Origin of the sequence: Phocaeicola sp. HCN-6420, from assembly GCF_037890145.1 — a bacterium.
In the GTDB taxonomy this organism is placed as follows: domain Bacteria; phylum Bacteroidota; class Bacteroidia; order Bacteroidales; family Bacteroidaceae; genus Phocaeicola.
Map to the genome: position 1 here is coordinate 19,021 of NZ_JBBKBJ010000013.1, position 20,875 is coordinate 39,895.

The 20,875-nt window shown below is 42.8% G+C and carries 13 protein-coding genes; 12 read left to right on the forward strand and 1 reads right to left on the reverse strand.

Features of this window, described 5'->3' with window-relative positions:
• The first annotated feature begins 16 nt into the window (after positions 1–16).
• From galA to WKT12_RS09395, 11 genes are all read left to right on the forward strand, one after another.
• Positions 17–2,461, forward strand: a complete 2,445-nt coding sequence (gene galA / locus WKT12_RS09345) for a beta-galactosidase GalA (RefSeq protein ID WP_340319519.1) — start codon at positions 17–19, stop codon at positions 2,459–2,461.
• A gap of 4 nt (positions 2,462–2,465) precedes the next feature.
• Positions 2,466–4,805, forward strand: a complete 2,340-nt coding sequence (locus tag WKT12_RS09350) for a glycoside hydrolase family 3 N-terminal domain-containing protein (RefSeq protein ID WP_340319520.1) — start codon at positions 2,466–2,468, stop codon at positions 4,803–4,805.
• A gap of 538 nt (positions 4,806–5,343) precedes the next feature.
• On the forward strand, positions 5,344–9,540 hold the full coding sequence (locus tag WKT12_RS09355; protein ID WP_340319521.1) for an acyl-CoA dehydratase activase: 4,197 nt from the start codon (positions 5,344–5,346) through the stop codon (positions 9,538–9,540).
• A gap of 6 nt (positions 9,541–9,546) precedes the next feature.
• The gene (locus WKT12_RS09360) at positions 9,547–10,176 is read left to right on the forward strand and encodes a TetR/AcrR family transcriptional regulator (protein ID WP_340319522.1); all 630 of its coding nucleotides are present in this window, start codon (positions 9,547–9,549) and stop codon (positions 10,174–10,176) included.
• Positions 10,177–10,266: 90 nt separating this feature from the next.
• A complete protein-coding gene (gene miaA, locus WKT12_RS09365; RefSeq protein WP_021969923.1) occupies positions 10,267–11,184 on the forward strand; it encodes a tRNA (adenosine(37)-N6)-dimethylallyltransferase MiaA in 918 nt (305 codons plus the stop codon).
• A 4-nt stretch (positions 11,185–11,188) separates the two neighbouring features.
• Entirely contained in the window at positions 11,189–12,121 is a 933-nt protein-coding gene (locus WKT12_RS09370; RefSeq protein WP_340319523.1) for a diacylglycerol/lipid kinase family protein, read from the forward strand.
• An 8-nt stretch (positions 12,122–12,129) separates the two neighbouring features.
• Positions 12,130–12,936: a 3-deoxy-8-phosphooctulonate synthase gene (gene kdsA / locus WKT12_RS09375; protein ID WP_340319524.1), complete on the forward strand. Its 807-nt coding sequence runs from the start codon at positions 12,130–12,132 to the stop codon at positions 12,934–12,936.
• 94 nt (positions 12,937–13,030) lie between these two features.
• A complete protein-coding gene (serS, locus tag WKT12_RS09380) occupies positions 13,031–14,305 on the forward strand; it encodes a serine--tRNA ligase (RefSeq protein WP_021969926.1) in 1,275 nt (424 codons plus the stop codon).
• Between the two features lie 253 nt (positions 14,306–14,558).
• Complete coding sequence (locus tag WKT12_RS09385) at positions 14,559–16,505, forward strand: glycogen debranching enzyme N-terminal domain-containing protein (protein WP_340319525.1); 1,947 nt, start codon at positions 14,559–14,561, stop codon at positions 16,503–16,505.
• A gap of 15 nt (positions 16,506–16,520) precedes the next feature.
• The gene (locus tag WKT12_RS09390) at positions 16,521–17,792 is read left to right on the forward strand and encodes a glycosyltransferase family 4 protein (RefSeq protein WP_340319526.1); all 1,272 of its coding nucleotides are present in this window, start codon (positions 16,521–16,523) and stop codon (positions 17,790–17,792) included.
• Positions 17,793–17,809: 17 nt separating this feature from the next.
• Positions 17,810–19,195, forward strand: a complete 1,386-nt coding sequence (locus WKT12_RS09395) for a glycoside hydrolase family 57 protein (protein ID WP_021969944.1) — start codon at positions 17,810–17,812, stop codon at positions 19,193–19,195.
• A 249-nt stretch (positions 19,196–19,444) separates the two neighbouring features.
• On the opposite strand, the gene WKT12_RS09400 is transcribed toward WKT12_RS09395, so the two are convergent.
• On the reverse strand, positions 19,445–20,347 hold the full coding sequence (locus WKT12_RS09400) for a cation diffusion facilitator family transporter (RefSeq protein WP_021969945.1): 903 nt from the start codon (positions 20,345–20,347) through the stop codon (positions 19,445–19,447).
• Positions 20,348–20,565: 218 nt separating this feature from the next.
• Between WKT12_RS09400 and WKT12_RS09405 the strand changes: the two genes are divergently transcribed.
• The gene (locus tag WKT12_RS09405) at positions 20,566–20,742 is read left to right on the forward strand and encodes a histone H1 (RefSeq protein WP_340319527.1); all 177 of its coding nucleotides are present in this window, start codon (positions 20,566–20,568) and stop codon (positions 20,740–20,742) included.
• Positions 20,743–20,875: the final 133 nt, after the last annotated feature.

The following is a 20,875-nucleotide window of genomic DNA, read 5'->3' on the forward strand; positions in this document are numbered from 1 at the left end:
TCTTATTGAAAATATTATGAAAAAACTATTATCTGTATTGCTGCTTATACAGTTTATTGCCTGTCTGTCTGTCAGTGCGCAACAGGCAAGAGAAGCTATATTGCTGAACAATGGGTGGAAATTTGCCTATGGACATGCGGGCGACATGAAGAAGGATTTTACTCATGGTACAGAGTATTTCACCTATTTTGCGAAAGCTAAATCCTTTAATCAGAATCAGGGGCCCAGTTCCGAACAGTTTAATGACAGCACGTGGCAGACAGTCAATTTGCCGCACGACTGGGTGGTAGACCTTCCTTTTTCGAAAGAGGCAAGCCATAGTCATGGATACAAGACCGTCGGATGGAAATATCCGGAAACCAGTGTCGGATGGTATCGGCGTAAGTTTTATATACCAGAAAAGGATTTAGGAAAACACATCAGTGTACGGTTCGACGGCATTTTTCGTAATGCGCAGGTCTTTTGCAACGGCTTTTATTTAGGTCATGAGCCGAGTGGATATGCCACTCAGGTGTACGATTTGACAGAATACTTGAATTATGGTGGCGAAAACTTGCTGACCGTCCGTGTGGACGCCAGTACAGAAGAAGGATGGTATTACGAAGGAGCGGGCATTTATCGGGATGTATGGCTGGACAAGATGTCGCAGGTACATGTTGCTCCTTTCGGCACATTTGTTGCAACGCATATTGATCCTTCTTATAAGACTGCCGATGTAAATATAGAGGTCTGCTTGGCGAACAAAGGGCTGGAGGCAGCAGGTTGTAAGGTCGTCAACCGTATTCTCGATGCGACGGGTAAGGAAGTAGTCCGCACGCAGGAATCAAGCACGACTTTAGCTTCCAAGCAGGAAGAAGTGAAATTGTTGCAGTCGGCGACGATGGACAATATTCATCTATGGGATTTGGAGCATCCTTATTTGTATACCTTATATACAGATGTATATGTCGGCGAGAAACTGGTCGATACGTATACGACGAGTTTTGGAATCCGTAACATTGAGTTCAATCCGCAGAAAGGATTTTTGTTGAACGGCTGTCCCGTCAAGTTGAAAGGTACCAACTTGCATCAGGATCATGCGGGAGTAGGAACAGGTATTCCCGACAGATTGTGGAAATACCGGATCGAAAAAATGAAATCGATGGGCAGCAATGCGATACGTACTTCTCATAATCCCGTATCGCCTGCCATGCTCGATTTGTGCGACCGTATGGGAATGCTGGTTATCGAAGAGAATCGCTTGATGGGGATTAATAAGGAACATGTCGATTTGCTGGAGCGGATGATTAAACGCGACCGCAATCATCCGTGCATCATTCTGTGGAGTATCGGAAACGAAGAGTGGGCACTCGAAGGGAACGAACGCGGATTGCGTATTACTCAATCGATGAGTGAATACGTACATCAGCTGGATTCCACCCGACTGACAACACAGGGTACTGCCGGTGGACGGGTTTCTCTTTTCGGAGTCGATGTGAAAGGGTATAATTATCTTCGCCAGAATCCAATCGATGAATATCATCGCGAACATCCCGACTGGTATGCTCCGGTGGGTTCGGAAGAAACATCGGGGTGCGGAACGCGTAACGTTTATTACACCGATTCGTTGCGTGGCTGGATGGCGCCTATCAACCGTACGGCTGAAGATGACAATCGTATTGTCAATGCCATGGCACGTGGCTGGCAGTTCTACCATGAACGTCCCTGGCTGGCCGGATTGTTTTACTGGACGGGACTGGATTATAGGGGAGAACCGAACCCAATGCTTTATCCGGCAACCGGCTCACAGTTTGGAATATTCGACTATTGTGGTTTCCCGAAGGATGAGGCTTTCTATCTGAAATCGTGGTGGACCGACGAATCGGTGCTACATTTGTCTCCGCATTGGAACCTGTCTGGTCACGAAGGGGATAGTATCAGGGTTTGGGCCTATAGTAATTGTGACGAAGTGGAATTGTTTGTCAACGGAAAGAACTTGGGGCGGAAGCCAATGCCTGCCGATGGTTATATTGAATGGAAGACGGTTTATCGTCCGGGAGCCTTAATGGCTAAAGGATACAAAGGCGGAAAGAAAATCATGGTAGAGAAAATAGAAACAACAGGCAAGGCTGCCCGTATATTGATGGAACCGTATAATACAACTTTGAAAGCCGACGGTCAGGATATTGCGATCGTAGACCTGACGTTGAAAGACGAGAAAAACCGTGAGGTACCCGATGCCATGAATGAAATGACAGTAACTCTGACGGGGCCCGCTACCATCTTGGGATATGGAAACGGTGATCCGGGATTCAAAGAAACAGAACGTCCTGTCAACGGCGAGAAGACTTTCCGCATCAAGGCTTTCGCCGGAAAGGCACAAGTCATCATACGTTCGCTGGAAGGACAGAAAGGAACGGTCCAACTGGAGGTGTCGGGCACGGGACTGAAAAAAGCAACTCAACAATTTATAACTGATTAATAGTATGAATAACATTCGAAACTTGGTAATGGCTTCCATGATGTGTGCGGGAAGCCTTGCGGGAATAGCTCAGACTGCTCCCGCTATTCCTGCCGATCCGGTAATCGAGGCACACATTCAGGAATGGCTGAAGAAAATGACACTCGAAGAGAAAATCGGACAGATGTGCGAAATAACGGTAGACGTGGTAACCGATTTTCCGGGAAGTAAGGATGGCTTTAAACTCAGTGAGGCTATGCTTGATACCGTAATCGGGAAATATAAGGTAGGCTCTATCTTGAATGTACCTTTAAGTGTGGCTCAGAAGAAAGAAGTATGGGCTGCGGCCATCAAGCAGATTCAGGATAAATCGATGAAGGAAATCGGTATTCCTTGTATATATGGTGTCGACCAGATTCATGGTACCACCTACACACTCGATGGAACTATGTTCCCTCAGGGAGTGAATATGGGGGCATCTTTCAATCGTGCGCTGGTGCGCCGTGGTGCTGAGATTTCCGCTTACGAAACGAAGGCTGGCTGTATTCCCTGGACGTATGCGCCGGTAGTCGACCTGGGACGTGACCCGCGCTGGCCGCGTATGTGGGAAAACTACGGTGAAGACTGCTATGTAAATGCCGAAATGGGTGTTGAGGCAGTCAAGGGCTTTCAGGGAAGCGACCCGAACCACATCGGCGAATACAATGTGGCTGCCTGCATGAAACATTACATGGGTTACGGCGTTCCGGTATCGGGCAAGGACCGTACACCCTCGTCTATCTCACGAAGTGATATGCGTGAGAAGCATTTCGCTCCGTTCTTGGCGGCTGTGAAAGCTGGAGCCTTGTCGGTGATGGTTAACTCGGGCGTGGACAACGGTATGCCTTTCCATGCCAATCGCGAACTGCTGACCGGATGGCTGAAGGAAGATCTGAACTGGGACGGTATGATTGTGACCGACTGGGCGGACATCAATAACCTGTGTACACGCGACCACATTGCAGCAACCAAGAAAGAGGCTGTCAAGATTGCCATCAATGCCGGTATCGACATGTCGATGGTGCCCTACGAAGTGAGCTTCTGCGACTACCTGAAAGAACTGGTTCAGGAGGGTGAAGTACCGATGAGCCGCATCGATGATGCCGTAGCCCGCGTATTGCGTCTGAAATATCGCTTAGGTTTGTTCGACCATCCATACTGGGACATCAAGAAATATGACAAGTTTGGTTCGAAAGAGTTTGCGGCTGAGGCTTTGCAGGCTGCCGAAGAATCGGAAGTGCTGCTGAAGAACGAAGGCAATATTCTGCCGCTTGCCAAAGGTACGAAAATCTTGCTCGCCGGTCCGAACGCCAACTCAATGCGCTGCCTCAACGGGGGATGGTCGTACAGTTGGCAGGGACATCGTGCCGATGAGTTTGCGGGAGCTTACAATACCATTTACGAAGCTCTGTGCAACAAGTATGGCAAGGAGAACATCATTTACGAACCGGGTGTGACTTATGCTCCTTACAAGAACGACAACTGGTGGGAAGAAAACCAGCCGGAAATCGAAAAATCGGTTGCCGCAGCCAGCCGTGCCGACGTAATCATCGCCTGCATCGGAGAAAACTCGTACTGCGAAACTCCGGGTAACCTGAGCGACCTGACCTTATCAGAAAACCAGCGAAATCTGGTAAAAGCCTTGGCTGCTACCGGAAAGCCTGTTATCCTTGTATTGAATGAAGGCCGTCCGCGCATCATCAACGATATTGTTCCGCTGGCAAAAGCGGTAGTCCATGTCATGTTGCCCAGCAACTACGGTGGCGATGCACTTGCTAATCTGCTTGCCGGCGATGCCAACTTCAGTGGCAAGCTGCCTTTCACCTATCCTAAATACATCAATGCTCTGGCCAACTACGACTACAAGCCTTGCGAAAACATGGGACAGATGGGTGGAAACTACAACTATGATTCGGTAATGGATGTGCAGTGGCCTTTCGGATATGGCTTGAGCTATACTACTTATCGTTACAGCAACTTGAAAGTGAATACTTCCGATTTTGCTGCATCCGACGAACTGGTGTTTACGGTCGACGTGACCAATACCGGAAAGGTAGCCGGAAAAGAAAGTGTATTGCTTTATTCCAAAGACTTGGTTGCAAGCAGTACTCCTGACAATATCCGCCTGCGCAACTTCGAAAAAATCGCACTTAATCCGGGTGAAACCAAGACCGTAACTCTGAAACTGAAGGGAAGTGACCTTGCCTTTGTAGGATACGACGGCAAATGGCGTCTGGAAAAAGGTGATTTCACCATAAAATGTGGTGACCAGAGTTTGAATATTCATTGCTCGGAAACAAAGGTGTGGGATACACCTAACCGCTAATTATTATTGGAAATAGCAGGAATGTCCTTTACTGCTTTTGTTCTCTTCTCTGTTGGAATAGGAGAGTGTCAAAAGCGGTAAAGGACATTTTATTTTTTTTCTCCTGAGAAGTTCGGGAAAACGTCGCCATCTTTTTTTAAATTTTGTACAAAAGATTTTATTTTTTGTACAAAAAATAGATGAGATATCTATGCGTTACAGAAAAGATGTCGTATGCTTATTCTTATGTTGGGCTTGTATCTTTATTTAAAACTCATTTAAACTCTTGGCACATGCCGTTATCTTATAGTATGTACGATAGTAATTTATCTTGAAAAATGCTCTTCCTTCGTGTAAAAAACTTTGGCCTTTCAAAAAAATACCTGCCGGTTTATAATCGGTTTTTGGCTACTGCAACTTGATATACTCCTCTGTTAATAAGGCTTATATGTATTCTCCGGCACGGATAAATAATGTTAATTATTATTTTGCCCGTGATTTAAAATAAAACATGTTCTCTACTTTTGCGTCTGACTATGATGTAAAATAAGTCAAAATTATGTTGAAGATAGGTATTGATATAGGTTCTACAACGGTAAAAATTGTTGTGTTAGGCGAGGAAAAAAAGCTCTTGTTTTCAAGATATAAAAGACATAACGCAAGAGCAAAAGCCGTGGTCGCCGATATATTGAAAGAGTTATTGATTGAAGAGGGAGATATTGATGTCAGCGTCTGTGTAACCGGTTCGGTAGGCTTAGGCATGTCGGAACAATATGCGTTTCCGTTTATTCAGGAAGTGGTGGCTGCAACTCAGGCAATCCGGCAAGATTATCCGGATGTGGCTTCCATGATCGATATAGGAGGTGAGGATGCAAAGATTGTATTCTTCAAGCATGGAGAACCTGCCGACTTGCGTATGAACGGAAACTGTGCCGGAGGTACCGGAGCTTTCATCGATCAGATGGCTGTCATACTGGGAACAACCGTCGACCAGTTGAACGAACTGGCACTAAAGGCTGTACAGGTCTATCCCATAGCTTCCCGTTGCGGTGTTTTCTGTAAAACTGATATTCAGAATCTGGTTGCCAAGAATGTAAGCAGGGAAGACATTGCCGCTTCTATATTCCATGCGGTAGCAGTTCAGACTGTTGTGACGTTGGCTCACGGCTGGGATATCAAGTCTCCGATTTTGTTTTGCGGAGGACCGCTTACTTTCATTCCGGCTTTACGAAAGGCCTTTATGGAGTATCTGCATCTGGATGAAAAGGAAGTTGTCTTGCCTGAAAACGGTGCTTTGCTTCCGGCTACCGGGGCAGCATTGTCAATACACGAAGATAGTAAGATATGCCGGCTTTCCGATCTGATTGCCAAGCTGACTACCGAAACATCTACTGCGTATAATCAGTGTAGCGGCTTGATGCCAATTTTTTCGAGTAAGGAAAACTATGAAGACTGGCAGCGGCAAATTTCACGGAACAAACTTGGAAGGGCGTCACTGAAACCGGGCGTGCAGGATGTATATATCGGCATTGATTCCGGTTCTACGACGACTAAGATTGTAGTGACCGACTCGGATGACAATATCTTGTTTACCTATTATAAGCCGAACGGCGGACATGCCATAGAAACTGTGGCGGAAGGATTGAGCCTCTTGCAGAAACAATGCGAGGAATCTCAAGCTACACTGAACATTAAAGGGAGTTGCTCTACGGGCTATGGCGAGGATTTGATAAAAGCAGCCTTTCAGTTGGATGCCGGTATTGTAGAAACAATTGCCCACTATGTAGCGGCTCATTATTTGGACAACGACGTGTCTTTCATACTGGATATAGGCGGACAGGATATGAAAGCCATATTTGTCAACAATGGTATTATCGACCGCATTGAGATAAACGAGGCCTGTTCGTCGGGTTGCGGGTCGTTTATCGAAACCTTTGCCAATACGTTGGGATATACGGCACATGATTTCTCACTGGCTGCGTGCCGCTCCTCGAAGCCTTGCGATCTGGGCTCACGATGCACTGTCTTTATGAATTCGAAGGTGAAGCAGGTACTTCGTGAGGGAGCTACTGTGGATGATATTGCCGCAGGACTTGCCTATTCTGTTGTAAAGGACTGCTTATATAAGGTTCTGAAACTGAAAGATGTTTCAGAACTGGGACATCATATCGTCGTACAAGGTGGAACTATGCGTAATGATGCCGTGGTCCGTGCTTTGGAGCAACTGACCGGAGCACAAGTTACCCGTTGCGATATGCCGGAACTGATGGGGGCTTTTGGCTGCGCCATTTACGCCCGGGAGCATTGCAATACAGCCGTTTCTTTGGATGAAATCGTTTCACAGGCACACTATTCTACTCATGTGTTGCATTGTAAGGGATGCGATAACCAATGTCAGGTATTCCGTTACCGGTTCGATAATGGCAAGAATTATTATTCGGGAAACCGTTGCGAAAAGATTTTTACCAACGGTTCGAAGGAACAGCCGGGCGAGAATATCTATCGCTTCAAGAATGAACTCCTCTTCGGACGCAGTAAGACCGTGCCCGAAAAACCGCGGATGGTGGTCGGAATACCTCGTAGCCTGAACATGTATGAGAATTTCCCGTTCTGGCATACCTTGCTGACAGCATGTGGAATTGAGGTTCGTTTGTCGGGTGAGTCTACTTATTCCGGTTATGAGCAGAGCGCCAGAATGGTGATGTCCGACAATATTTGTTTTCCGGCAAAACTGGTACATGCTCATGTGCAGAACTTGATTGCCCAGAAAGTCGACCGGATTTTTCTTCCGTTTGTTATCTTTGAGCGAAGAGGAAAGGAACAAAACAGTTACAACTGCCCCGTAGTTACGGGATATTCGGAAGTCGTAAAAAGTGTACAGTCGGCAGGTATTCCTATCGATTCGCCTGCTATTTCATTCAAGGATAAGGATTTGCTGTATAAACAATGCTGCAAGTATCTGAAAGGACTGGGTGTGGAAGAACCGGTGATAAAGGAAGCATTTGTCAAAGCGACGGAGGAACAGGAAAACTATGGCCGTACTTTGGCAAGCCACAATAAACAGATGCTGGAGAATGCCCGTTGCAACAAACGCATGACTGTGCTCCTTGCCGGACGTCCGTATCATACAGATATGCTGATTCAGCATAAAATCTCGGATGTCTTGTGTGATATGGGAATAGATGTCATTTCCGATGATATCGTTCGAGGCGAAGGACAGAAGGTGGAAAATGTTCATTTCCTGGCTCAATGGTCTTATCCGAATCGGATTTTGGAAGCGGCACAGTGGTGTGCTGCGCAGGCAGATGATGTACAGTTTGTAGAATTGACTTCTTTCGGCTGCGGTCCGGATGCTTTTCTCGTAGATGAAGTGAGGGATGTTCTGATTCGGAGTGGCAAGACATTTACGTTGCTTAAGCTCGACGATATAAACAATGTCGGGTCCATGAAACTGAGAATCCGTTCGCTGATAGAAAGTATGAAGTTGTTTCATGAGCATAAAACCGACAGAAAGGTGACGAACAAGCCCGTTGCTGTTGCGGCTTGCGATGATAATTTCAAGAGCAAGAAGATTCTGGTTCCCTATTTTACTCCTTTTATATCTCCGCTTATTCCCGCTATTATGCGTCTGGCTGGATATGATGTCGAGAATCTGGCATTAAGTAATGCAGAGTCTTGTGAGTGGGGACTGAAATATGCCAATAATGAGGTCTGCTATCCGGCAACGTTGATTGTGGGCGATGTGATTAAAGCCTTTAAGAGTGGGCGCTACAATCCTGAAGAAACGGTTGTTGCCATGACGCAGACTGGTGGCCAGTGTCGTGCCAGTAATTATGTTTCTTTGATAAAGAAGGCGCTGGAAGAGGCGGGATATCCTCATACTCCGGTTGTGTCGTTGACGTTTGGCGGTTCGCTGGAGAACAAGCAGCCGGGGCTTAAGGTAAACTGGATAAAGATTTTGCCGGTTGCCTTACGGGCTATTTTGTATAGTGACTGTATTTCGAAGTTTTATTATGCAGCGGCAGCACGCGAGAAAGAGCCGGGACAGGCTGCTCGCCTGCGTGATGATTTCTTGAAACAGGCTGAAACGCTGATACTGGAGAAGCGTACCAAGAATTTGCTTGACGTATTGTCTGTTGCTGCCGATCGCTTTAATGAGATTTGTCGCGATGTGCATTGCCCGAAAGTTGGAGTCGTAGGCGAGATTTTCTTGAAGTTTAATCCTTTTGCCCAAAAGAATGTTATAGGCTGGTTGACGGAGCAGGGGATCGAAGTTGTACCTTCTGTTCTGACTGATTTCTTTATGCAGAATTTTGTAAATAGGAAGGTGAGAGTGGAATCGTGTATACAGAAAAGTGTTATGCCCGATTTTGTCTACAAGTCGGCTTATAAGATTATCGGTAAGCAGATCGGTAAGTTTAATAAAGTGGGCATGAACTTCCGCTATTTCATTCCGTTTAAAGATATTTTCGAGGAGGCTGCCGATGCACGTAAGGTGATATCGCTGAATGCGCAGTTTGGCGAAGGATGGCTGCTTCCGGCAGAAATCATGTCGTATGCCCGCCAAGGGATATTCAATGTAATCAGTCTGCAACCTTTTGGCTGTATTGCCAATCATATCGTTTCGAAAGGAGTGGAAAAACGTATAAAATATTTTTTCCCGGAAATGAATATCTTATCTTTGGATTTTGACAGTGGTGTGAGTGACGTAAACATAACCAACCGTCTTCTGTTATTTATAGACCATTTAAAATAAGCAGCCATGTCTGAGGAAGTCAAAGGTTCCAGCCTGGAGGAACGGATAATTGATGCAGCCAAGTCTGTGTTCATGGAAAAGGGATATACCGATGCCTGTATGAGTGAAATAGCGGAAAGGGTAGGAATAAACCGCCCGGGGCTGCATTATTATTTCCGGACGAAGGATAAAATGTTTAATGCTGTCTTTGGTATGATTGTGGCATCAGTCATACCAAAGTTTCAGGATATTATTACAAATCGGGATTTGTCGTTGTCTGTGCGTGTGGAGCAGATTGTGGATGTGTATTATAATCTGTTGCAGGAAAATCCTTATTTGCCTTTGTTCATGTTGAGGGAGATAGACCGCGATGTGGACTTTCTGCTCAAGACATATTCCGATTTGAAGGTGGAGCATTTCTTTGCTGAGCTGAAGAATTATCTGCTTGAGGAAATGGATAAGGGGAGGTTGCGCAGGGTTCCCCTTCGGATTGTATTTCTGACTTTTTACAGTGCACTGACGTTTCCTTTTGTTTCCCGAAAATTGATGAGAGAAACAATGATGGAGAAAGGTGAAGACTTTCGGACTGTTCTGGATGAATGGAAACCTTATATAATCAGTCAGATGGTAAATCTGTTGAGTGTTGATGGAAATTAGGATTCTCTTTATAAAAACTTGCTGCTTTTATCTTACTTGTGTTTAAGAAAAAGGTTATCTTTGCCGTCGGAACTTTTTTAAAGGTAGCGTATGAATTTTGATCTGATAACTATACTTGGTCCGACGGCTTCTGGGAAAACTCCATTGGCGGCAGCTCTTGCTGCACGGTTGCACACGGAAATTATTAGTGGAGACAGCCGGCAGGTTTATCGGCGTATGGACTTAGGTACGGGAAAAGACCTTGCCGATTATGTGGTGGATGGCTATCGTGTGCCCTATCATCTGATTGATATTGCAGAACCGGGATATAAATATAATGTGTTTGAATTTCAACGCGACTTTTTGAAGGCTTACGAAAATATGCGCTCACGTGGGCTGTTGCCCGTTTTATGTGGAGGTACGGGAATGTATCTGGAGTCGGTCTTAAAGGGGTACCGGTTGTTGCCGGTGCCGGAAAATCCTGAATTGAGGGAAAAACTGGCAGGCAAATCGCTTGAAGAGCTGACCGAAATCCTGTCTTCTTATAAAAAGTTGCATAATACAACCGATGTGGATACGGCAAAACGGGCTGTTCGGGCTATCGAAATAGAAGAATATTATTTGCATCAGCCTGTTGAGGCACGAGAATTTCCCAAGATTCACAGCTTGATAATCGGTGTGGATATTGACCGTGACTTGCGTCGGGAGAAAATATCCAGACGCCTGAAGCAACGCTTGGATGAGGGCATGGTAGATGAAGTTCGGGCACTGATAGATGGAGGAATTCATCCGGATGACCTTATTTATTATGGTCTGGAATACAAATACCTTACTTTGTATGTTACGGGACAGATAACGTACGACGATATGTTTCACCAGTTGGAAATAGCCATTCATCAGTTTGCCAAGCGGCAGATGACCTGGTTTCGGGGAATGGAGCGTCGTGGGTTTACCATACACTGGATAGATGCAACTCGCCCGATGGAGGAAAAAGTAAATGAAATAATCGGATTACTCAATAAAGATTAAGAACATGGCAGTGGAACCTACTCGTTGGGGAGTGATATATAACCCCAAAGCTGGAAGCCGGAAAGCACAAAAGCGTTGGAAGGAGATTCGGGGCTACATGGAAAGCCGCGGAGTGTTGTTTGATTATGTGCAGTCGGAAGGATTCGGGTCGGTGGAGAGGTTGGCTCGTACACTGGCAAACAATGGTTATCGTACGATTGTGATTGTTGGGGGAGACGGAGCGATAAATGATGCGATAAACGGCATTATGCTTTCGGATGTTCCTGATAAACATGAAATTGCTTTTGGTATCATTCCCAATGGCATAGGAAATGATTTTGCTAAGTACTGGGGATTGGATTCTGATGATTTTAAGGGTGCTGTAGATGTACTGATTAATCGCAGGCTTAGAAAAGTGGATGTCGGGGTATTCAGTTACTTTGATGGGGAAACTCATCAGACTCGTTATTTTCTGAACGCTGTTTATATCGGTCTGGGAGCACGAATTGTTCTTATTACGAACGAAACACGTCGTTTTTGGGGAATACCGTTGTTCTCCTATCTGGCTTCTTTGTTTCTGGTCGCTTTCGAACGCAAACTGCATCGGATGCATCTTAAAGTGAACGACGAACATATACGGGGTCGCCTGATGGCGGTTGCAATTGGTAGTGGACGTGGTTATGGTCTTACGCCGAGTGCGGTTCCTTACAATGGATGGCTGGATGTTTCTCTCGTTTACCGTCCGGAACTCCGGCAGTTGATCTCCGGGTTGTGGATGATGCAGCAGGGGCGTTTGCTTAATCATAAGATTGTAAAGCCGTATCGTACTCGTAAGGTGAAGATACTGCGTGCGCAGAATGCTGAAATCAGCCTCGACGGACGTATCTGGTTCGACCGTCATTTCCCGATAGAAATAACCATTGCTCCTGAAGCATTGACATTAATAATTCCGAATTGATAAATTTTATGATACAGACTATTTCAGATTTAAAAAACAGTGATAATTTCTTTTTGCTGGCAGGACCTTGTGTGATTGAAGGAGAAGACATGGCCTTGCGCATTGCAGAACGCGTGGTAAAGATTACTGATAAGTTGGGTATACCTTATATATTTAAGGGATCGTACCGAAAAGCGAACCGGTCGCGTATTGATTCGTTTACGGGAATCGGCGATGAAAAGGCGTTGAAGGTGTTGGCGAAGGTACGCGAAACGTTTGGAGTTCCGGTTGTAACGGATATACATGCTGCTGCTGAAGCCGCAATGGCTGCCGAATATGTAGATGTTCTTCAGATTCCGGCTTTTTTATGCCGGCAGACGGATTTGCTTGTTGCTGCGGCAAAGACTGGGAAAATAGTAAATATTAAGAAAGGACAATTCCTTTCTCCGGGGGCAATGCGTTTTGCCGCTGATAAAGTAGTGGAGGCTGGAAACAGTCAGGTTATGCTGACAGAACGTGGAACAACGTTTGGTTATCAGGATCTGGTGGTCGATTTTCGTGGAATACCGGAAATGCAGACATTCGGACATCCGGTAGTGCTGGATGTTACTCATTCGCTCCAGCAGCCTAATCAGACTTCGGGTGTGACAGGAGGTATGCCTCAACTGATAGAAACAATAGCTAAAGCTGGTGTAGCTGTAGGCGTAGACGGATTGTTCATGGAAACACACGAAGATCCTTCTGTAGCAAAAAGTGACGGCGCAAATATGCTGAAACTCGATTTGCTGGAGGATTTATTGGTGAAACTGGTACGTATCCGTCAGGCTTGCCGCTAAATATTGGATTTATATCGGAAGTTATGTTGCATGTATTCCGATAAAAAAATATATCTTTGCACAACCAAAATAGAGTTCAAAAAGTAAAAAAGATATGCTTACTATTAAACAAATTACAGAAGATACCGACAAGGTAATTCGCGGATTGGAGAAAAAGCATTTTGCTAATGCTAAAGAAGCTATTGCACAAGTGCTTGAGTTGAATGATAAAAGACGTAATGCGCAAAATCAATTAGATAGAAATCTTGCTGAAATAAATTCTATTTCGAAGAACATCGGTTCGTTGATGAAAGAAGGCAAGAAGGATGAAGCTGAAGCGGCTAAGGCTCGTGTGGCTGAAATCAAGGAGGTAAGCAAGGATTTGCAGGCAGAAATGGATAAGGCTGCTGAAGACATGCAGAATTTGCTTTATACCATTCCTAACGTTCCTTACGATGAAGTTCCTGAAGGATTTGGAGCTGAAGATAATGAAGTCGTAAAGATGGGCGGTATGGAAACGGAACTTCCGAAAGATGCACTGCCTCACTGGGAGCTGGCTAAGAAATATAACTTGATTGACTTCGACCTGGGTGTTAAGATTACAGGTGCAGGTTTCCCGGTTTATAAAGGTCAGGGTGCTCGCTTGCAGCGTGCGCTGATTAATTTCTTCCTTGATGAAGCTCGTGCTGCCGGTTATGAAGAAATTATGCCTCCTACAGTTGTAAATGCAGCTTCTGGTTATGGTACAGGACAGTTACCTGACAAGGAAGGTCAGATGTATCATTGCAATTTGGATGATTTGTATTTGATTCCGACAGCTGAAGTCCCTGTTACAAATATTTATCGTGATGTAATCTTGGATGAAAAGCAGTTGCCTATCAAAAACTGCGCTTACACTCAGTGCTTCCGTCGTGAGGCTGGCTCTTATGGTAAGGATGTACGCGGTTTGAACCGTCTGCATGAGTTCTCTAAAGTCGAATTGGTTCGTATTGATAAACCTGAACATTCAAAACAATCTCATCAGGAAATGTTGGATCATGTGGAAGGTTTGTTAAAGAAATTGGAGTTGCCTTATCGTATTCTTCGTCTGTGTGGAGGTGATATGAGCTTTACAGCTGCTTTGTGTTTCGATTTTGAAGTTTATTCAGAAGCTCAGAAACGTTGGCTGGAAGTTAGTTCTGTTTCTAACTTTGATACGTATCAGGCAAATCGTTTGAAATGTCGTTATCGTAATGCTGATAAGAAAACTGAACTTTGCCATACATTGAATGGTTCAGCTCTGGCTTTGCCTCGTATTGTTGCAGCATTGTTGGAGAATAACCAGACACCAGAAGGTATTCGAATCCCGAAGGCTTTGGTTCCATATTGTGGCTTTGATATGATTAAATAATTCTTGATAGATTTTTATATGCAGAGGGGCTGTCTGGCGGTAAAACCAGATGGCCCCTCTGTTTTTTTATTATTAAAAAGACATTATTGAAGCAGCTTTGTCGTCAATTAGTTGCAAATGGAATTTTTTTTGTCGGAAAATGGAAAAAATACCCATTTATTTTTCTCTTTATTTTATTTAATTACTATTTTTGAGGAAGCAATAAAATAACATTTTTTATAGAATTATTAATTATAACCTTAATATAACAGCTATGAGTTATTTACGATTCGACAAAACGCTAATGACGAATTTGGAAGAATCTCTTACGCGTGAGATTTTACGTACAAATCGTTCGGGTGCGTACCACTGTTCTACAATTGTAGATTGTAATACTCGCAAATATCATGGTTTGTTAGTCATCCCTGTACCAGAACTGGATGATGAAAACCATGTTTTACTTTCCTCTTTGGATGAAACGGTAGTACAGCACGGAGCTGAATTCAATTTGGGGCTCCATAAATATCATGGGGATAACTTTAGTCCGCGTGGACATAAGTATATCCGTGAGTTTGAATGTGAAAAAGTCCCTACTACAATCTATAGAGTAGGAGGAGTAGTTCTGAAAAAAGAAAAACTATTTGTTCATCATGAAAATCGAATATTGATTCGCTATACTTTGCTGGAGGCTCATTCTACTACGATTCTTCGTTTACGTCCGTACTTGGCTTTCCGCAGTGTCCGTCAGTATACACATGAAAACTCACAGGCAAGTCGCCATTATGACGAAGTAAAGAATGGCTTAAAAACTTGTATGTATCCTGGGTATCCTGACTTGTATATGCAAATGAGTAAGGAAAATGATTTTCATTTCCAGCCTGACTGGTATAGAGGCATAGAATATACGAAGGAGCAAGAACGTGGATATGACTTTAATGAGGACTTGTATGTTCCGGGATATTTCGAAATGGAAATAACAAAAGATGAGCCTATTGTCTTTTCTGGCGGTATTTCTGAAATAGAGCCTGAAAAGTTGAATGAGTTGTTTGCTCTGGAAGCCGACAGACGTACTCCTCGTGATAGCTTTAAAAACTGCCTTATCAATGCAGCTCATCAGTTCCTCAACAAACAAGGCGAGGAGTCTTATATTTTGGCGGGTTATCCTTGGTTTAAATGTCGTGCACGTGATATGTTCATTTCATTGCCGGGACTGACTCTTGCTATTAATGAACTTGATAAGTTTGATACGGTGATGCGTACTGCCATAAAGGCTATTTATGCTTTTATGAATGACGAAGATACAACTTTGAAGGTATATGAGATGGAACAGCCGGATGTGCTTTTATGGGCTGTATGGACTATCCAGCAGTTTGGCAAGACTGTTTCTCGTAAGGATGCTTATCAGAAATATGGTACGCTTTTGAAGGATATAATGACTTATCTTGCCGATGGAAAGCATCCTAATTTGACTGTCTGTGATAATGGACTGGTTTATTCTCATGGAACAGAAAAGGCGGTAACATGGATGAATGCGACTGTTAATGGACGGCCGGTAACACCACGTTCAGGATATATTGTCGAATTTAATACACTTTGGTATAATGCATTGATGTATGTTTCAGAACTGGTCGCAGAAAATGAAGGACCTTCTGATTTTACATCTCGTCTGGCAGAATTAGCAGGAAGAGCGGGGCAGTCTTTTGTCAGCACTTTCTTGAATGAATATGGTTATTTGCTGGATTATGTAGATGGTGATATGCTGGACTGGAGTGTTCGTCCTAATATGATTTTTGCGGCAGCTTTCGATTATTCTCCATTAGATGCAAAACAGAAAAAAGGTGTTGTGGATATCGTTACAAAGGAATTGCTTACACCTAAAGGCTTGCGCTCTTTGAGTCCTAAGAGTGGTGGATACAATCCTAATTACGTGGGTCCGCAGTTGCAGCGCGATTATGCATATCATCAAGGTACTGCGTGGCCATGGCTGGAAGGATTTTATCTGGAGGCTTATTTGCGCTTGTATAAACGTAGCGCGATTTCGTTTGTCGAGCGGCAAATGATTGGCTATGAAGATGAAATGAGCTTGCATTGTCTTGGAACTATCCCTGAACTGTTTGATGGAAATCCACCTTTCAAGGGAAGAGGGGCAATATCATTTGCAATGAATGTTGCGCAAATTTTGAGAACTTTAAATCTATTGGAAAAATATGATAATCAGTAAAAAGGAGGAAAGAATATGAAAGTTTTAATGTTTGGTTGGGAATTTCCTCCTCATATTTTAGGAGGTTTAGGTACTGCCAGTTACGGTTTGACTAAAGGTATGTCACAACAGCCGGATATGGATATCACTTTCTGTATTCCGAGACCGTGGGGAGATGAAGACCAAAGTTTCCTGAAAATTATTGGAATGAACAGTGTTCCTATTGTGTGGCGTGATGTACAGTGGGATTATGTGAATAGTCGTGTTGGAAGTTATATGGATCCGCAACTGTATTATGACTTGCGTGAACATATTTATGCTGACTTCAATTATATGCATACAAACGATTTGGGTTGTATGGAGTTTTCCGGACGTTATCCGGATAATTTGCACGAAGAAATTAATAACTATTCGATTGTAGCAGGAGTCGTTGCTCGCCAGCAAAAGTTTGATATTATCCATTCTCATGACTGGCTTACTTATCCGGCTGGCATTCATGCAAAGCAAATCTCAGGAAAACCATTAGTCATCCATGTTCATGCAACTGATTTTGACCGTAGTCGTGGTAATGTAAATCCTACTGTATATTCTATTGAAAAGAATGGTATGGACCATGCCGACTGTATTATGTGTGTAAGTGAACTGACTCGTCAGACAGTTATCCATAAATATTATCAGGATCCGCGAAAGGTGTTTACTGTACACAATGCAGTATCTCCATTATCAAAAGAAATTCAAGATATCGTTCCACATAAAAATCCTAAAGAAAAAATTGTTACTTTCCTGGGCCGTATTACGATGCAGAAGGGACCGGAATATTTTGTGGAAGCAGCTGCTATGGTATTAAAGCGTGCACATAATGTACGCTTTGTAATGGCCGGAAGTGGTGATATGATGAATGCAATGATTCGCTTAGTGGCAGAACGTGGTATTGCCGATCGTTTCCATTTCCCCGGATTTATGAAGGGTAAGCAAGTATATGAAGTCTTAAAGGCAAGTGATGTATATATAATGCCTTCTGTTTCCGAACCATTTGGTATATCTCCGTTGGAAGCAATGCAATGTAGTGTGCCAACTATTATTTCCAAACAATCGGGATGCGCAGAAATCTTGGATAAATGTATAAAAACTGATTATTGGGATATTCATGCGATGGCCGACGCCATTCATTCTATTTGTACTAATCAGTCGCTTTATGAATACTTGCGCGATGAAGGAAAGAAAGAGGTTGATGGTATCGTGTGGGAAAAAGTTGGTTTGAAGGTACGCGCTCTCTACGAGCAGGTTTTAAAAAATTATGGTAAATAATAAATGCTAAGTTAGTTATGAAAACAATCTGTCTTTACTTTGAAATACACCAGATTATACATTTGAAACGTTATCGTTTCTTCGAAATTGGAACCGATCACTATTATTATGATGATTATGCCAACGAACAAGGCATTAACGAAGTGGCAGAGCGTTCCTATATTCCTGCTCTGAAGACTTTGATTGAAATGGCAAAGAACAATGAAGGAATGTTTAAGGTTGCTCTTTCTATTTCGGGAGTTGCATTGGAACAGTTGGAGATACATGCTCCGGCAGTCATCGAGTTATTGCATGAGTTAAATGCAACTGGTTGTTGTGAATTTATTTGTGAACCTTATTCTCATGGTCTTTCTTCTTTGGCAAATGAAGATTGTTTCCGTGAAGAAGTTGAGCATATGCGCCGTAAGGTTAAGGATTATTTTGGACAAGAACCGAAGGTATTCCGTAACTCCAGCTTGATTTATGACAATGAAATTGGTGGCATTGTAGCCAGCATGGGATTTAAGGGCGTACTGGTGGAAGGAGCTAAGCATGTATTAGGTTGGAAGAGTCCTCACTATTTGTATCATTGTGCTGAAAATCCGAACCTGAAGCTTTTGATGCGTGACTTTAAATTGTCTGATGATATAAGTCTCCGTTTCTCTAATAGTGAATGGAGTGAGTATCCTTTGTTTGCAGATAAGTATATTGATTGGATTGCTTCTCTTCCTGAGAACGAGCAGGTTATTAATATCTTTATGGAATTGTCTGCATTGGGTATAGCACAACCGTTATCATCTAATATATTGGAATTCTTGAAAGCTCTTCCGACATGTGCAAAACAAAGAGGAATCACTTTCTCTACTCCGACAGAAATTGTAACCAAACTGAAATCAGTTGATATGGTAGATGTACCTTATCCAATGTCGTGGGCAGACGAAGAAAGAGATATTAGTCCATGGCTGGGTAATGTGATGCAGCGTGAAGCATTCAATAAATTGTATAGTGTAGCCGAACGTGTTTATCTGTGTGATGACCGTCGTATCAAGCAGGATTGGTATTATTTGCAGGCAAGCAACAATTTCCGTTTCATGACTACAAAGGATACAGGCGTTGGCTTAAATAGAGGTATTTATGATTCTCCATACGATGCATTCACCAATTACATGAATATTTTGGGTGACTTCTTGGGTCGTGTTAATTCTCTCTACCCAGTAGATATGGATAATGAAGAATTGAGCTCTTTGCTTACTACGATTAAAAATCAGGGTGAAGAATTAGTTCAGTTAACCAATGAAGTCAATAAATTGCAGGCTGAGTTGAAGAAAGCTGAAGCTGCTGCGAAGAAAGCGACAACTAAAAAGGCTGATTCTGCAGAAAAGAAGACAACTGCTAAGAAAACAACCAAGAAAGAAGCTAATTGATAAATAACTCAATGCCTTTATCTGGTAAGGCAAGTAGCTGCATATTAAAAGCCTTCCTGATTATTCTTTTCGAATAATGGGAAGGCTTCTTTCTTTTGTAGCACTTATCTGTCTGTCATCTTGTAATTATTGCTACGTATTGTTTACATATCTATTTGATTCAGAAAAGCAGGAACAAAGAATTTTGTTCGGCTCGAAAATATCAGAATAAAATCGGAAAATAAAAGTGATATTCGATATAAGCAGATATTAACAGCAACTTCTTTCTTTGCAAACAGAATCTATCGTTTCACATTCGATGGTTACATGCTGGATACCTTGTTGATGTAATTTCTTCTTCAGCTCCCATTTAATGTCTTCCATTTGCGATAAATCTTTAATTACAATGTGGACAGTAGCTGCATTTTCGGTTGTGCTGACAGCCCATATATGTAAGTGATGCCAATCTTCTATGCCTGGTGAGTGGGCTATGATTTGTTCGATAGTTCGTATATCAATATTTTCGGGTACAGCATCAAGAGAGAGAAATAAACTTTCTTTCAGTAATTTCCATGTTGAGCATAGAATAATAGCCGCAATGATTAAGCTGACTAATGTATCAATGACTGTATAGCCCGTGTATATAATAACAATACCGGATATAACAACCCCTACAGAAACCAGTGTGTCCATTGCCATATGCAGAAATGCTCCCCTTACATTTAAATCATGCTTTTGATTTTTCATCAGTAGCCAGGCTGTTATGCCATTTACCAATATTCCTATACCAGCTGTCCACGATATGGCTTTTCCAGAAGTTGCTTCCGGATATTTTAGTTTGTATATACTTTCGATAACGATAGCTCCAACGGCAATCAGTAAGATAATGGCATTTACAAGCGAGACCAGTACTGTACTTTTCTTATATCCGTAAGTAAAGTGACGATTACCTCGATGCAATGACATCCGAAAGGCAAAAAGAGACAGCAGCAGGCTGAACACGTCACTCAGGTTATGTCCGGCATCCGAAAGCAATCCCAGTGAGTTATAAATGAATCCTGCGCCAGCTTCTATGAGAACAAAAATCAGATTGATAACGATGCACAAGATAAATATTGTGTTGAGCGAAGTTACTTCATGATGATGCTCATGTGAATGATGATAACGTTCCATTTTTTTTGTTGTTTATATTTACGGCAAAAATACAGAGCTTATGTTATAAATTCAATATTTAGTCCTCTCATTTTATCCCTAAAGGCTTCATTTGCAACTGAATTGCATTGAAAAGTAGATTAATGTATTAAATAATGTAAAAAAGAAAGATAAAGATGTATGTTATTGAGTTATTTGTATTTACTTTGAGATTGTTTAAAATAAAAATACAGAAGATTATGAACGAATTGATTGCAAAGATTAAGGAATTGAATGCAGCCTTGGTTGCTGATGCTGAATTGCAGGTTGCTAAAGGTAATAAAGCAGCAGGAACTCGTGCTCGTAAAGTTTCATTGGAACTGGAAAAAGTATTGAAAGAATTTAGAAGAGTTTCTTTGGAAGAATCAAAGAAATAAAGTGTTTTCACTTTATCTGCAAGAGGTTATATCATTTCGCCAGAACGTTATGGTATAACCTCTTTTGTTTTTTTATCATCTGGTTTACCGTTTCTTCGCAATGAACTTTGTACATTTGTAACAAATCGTGTGT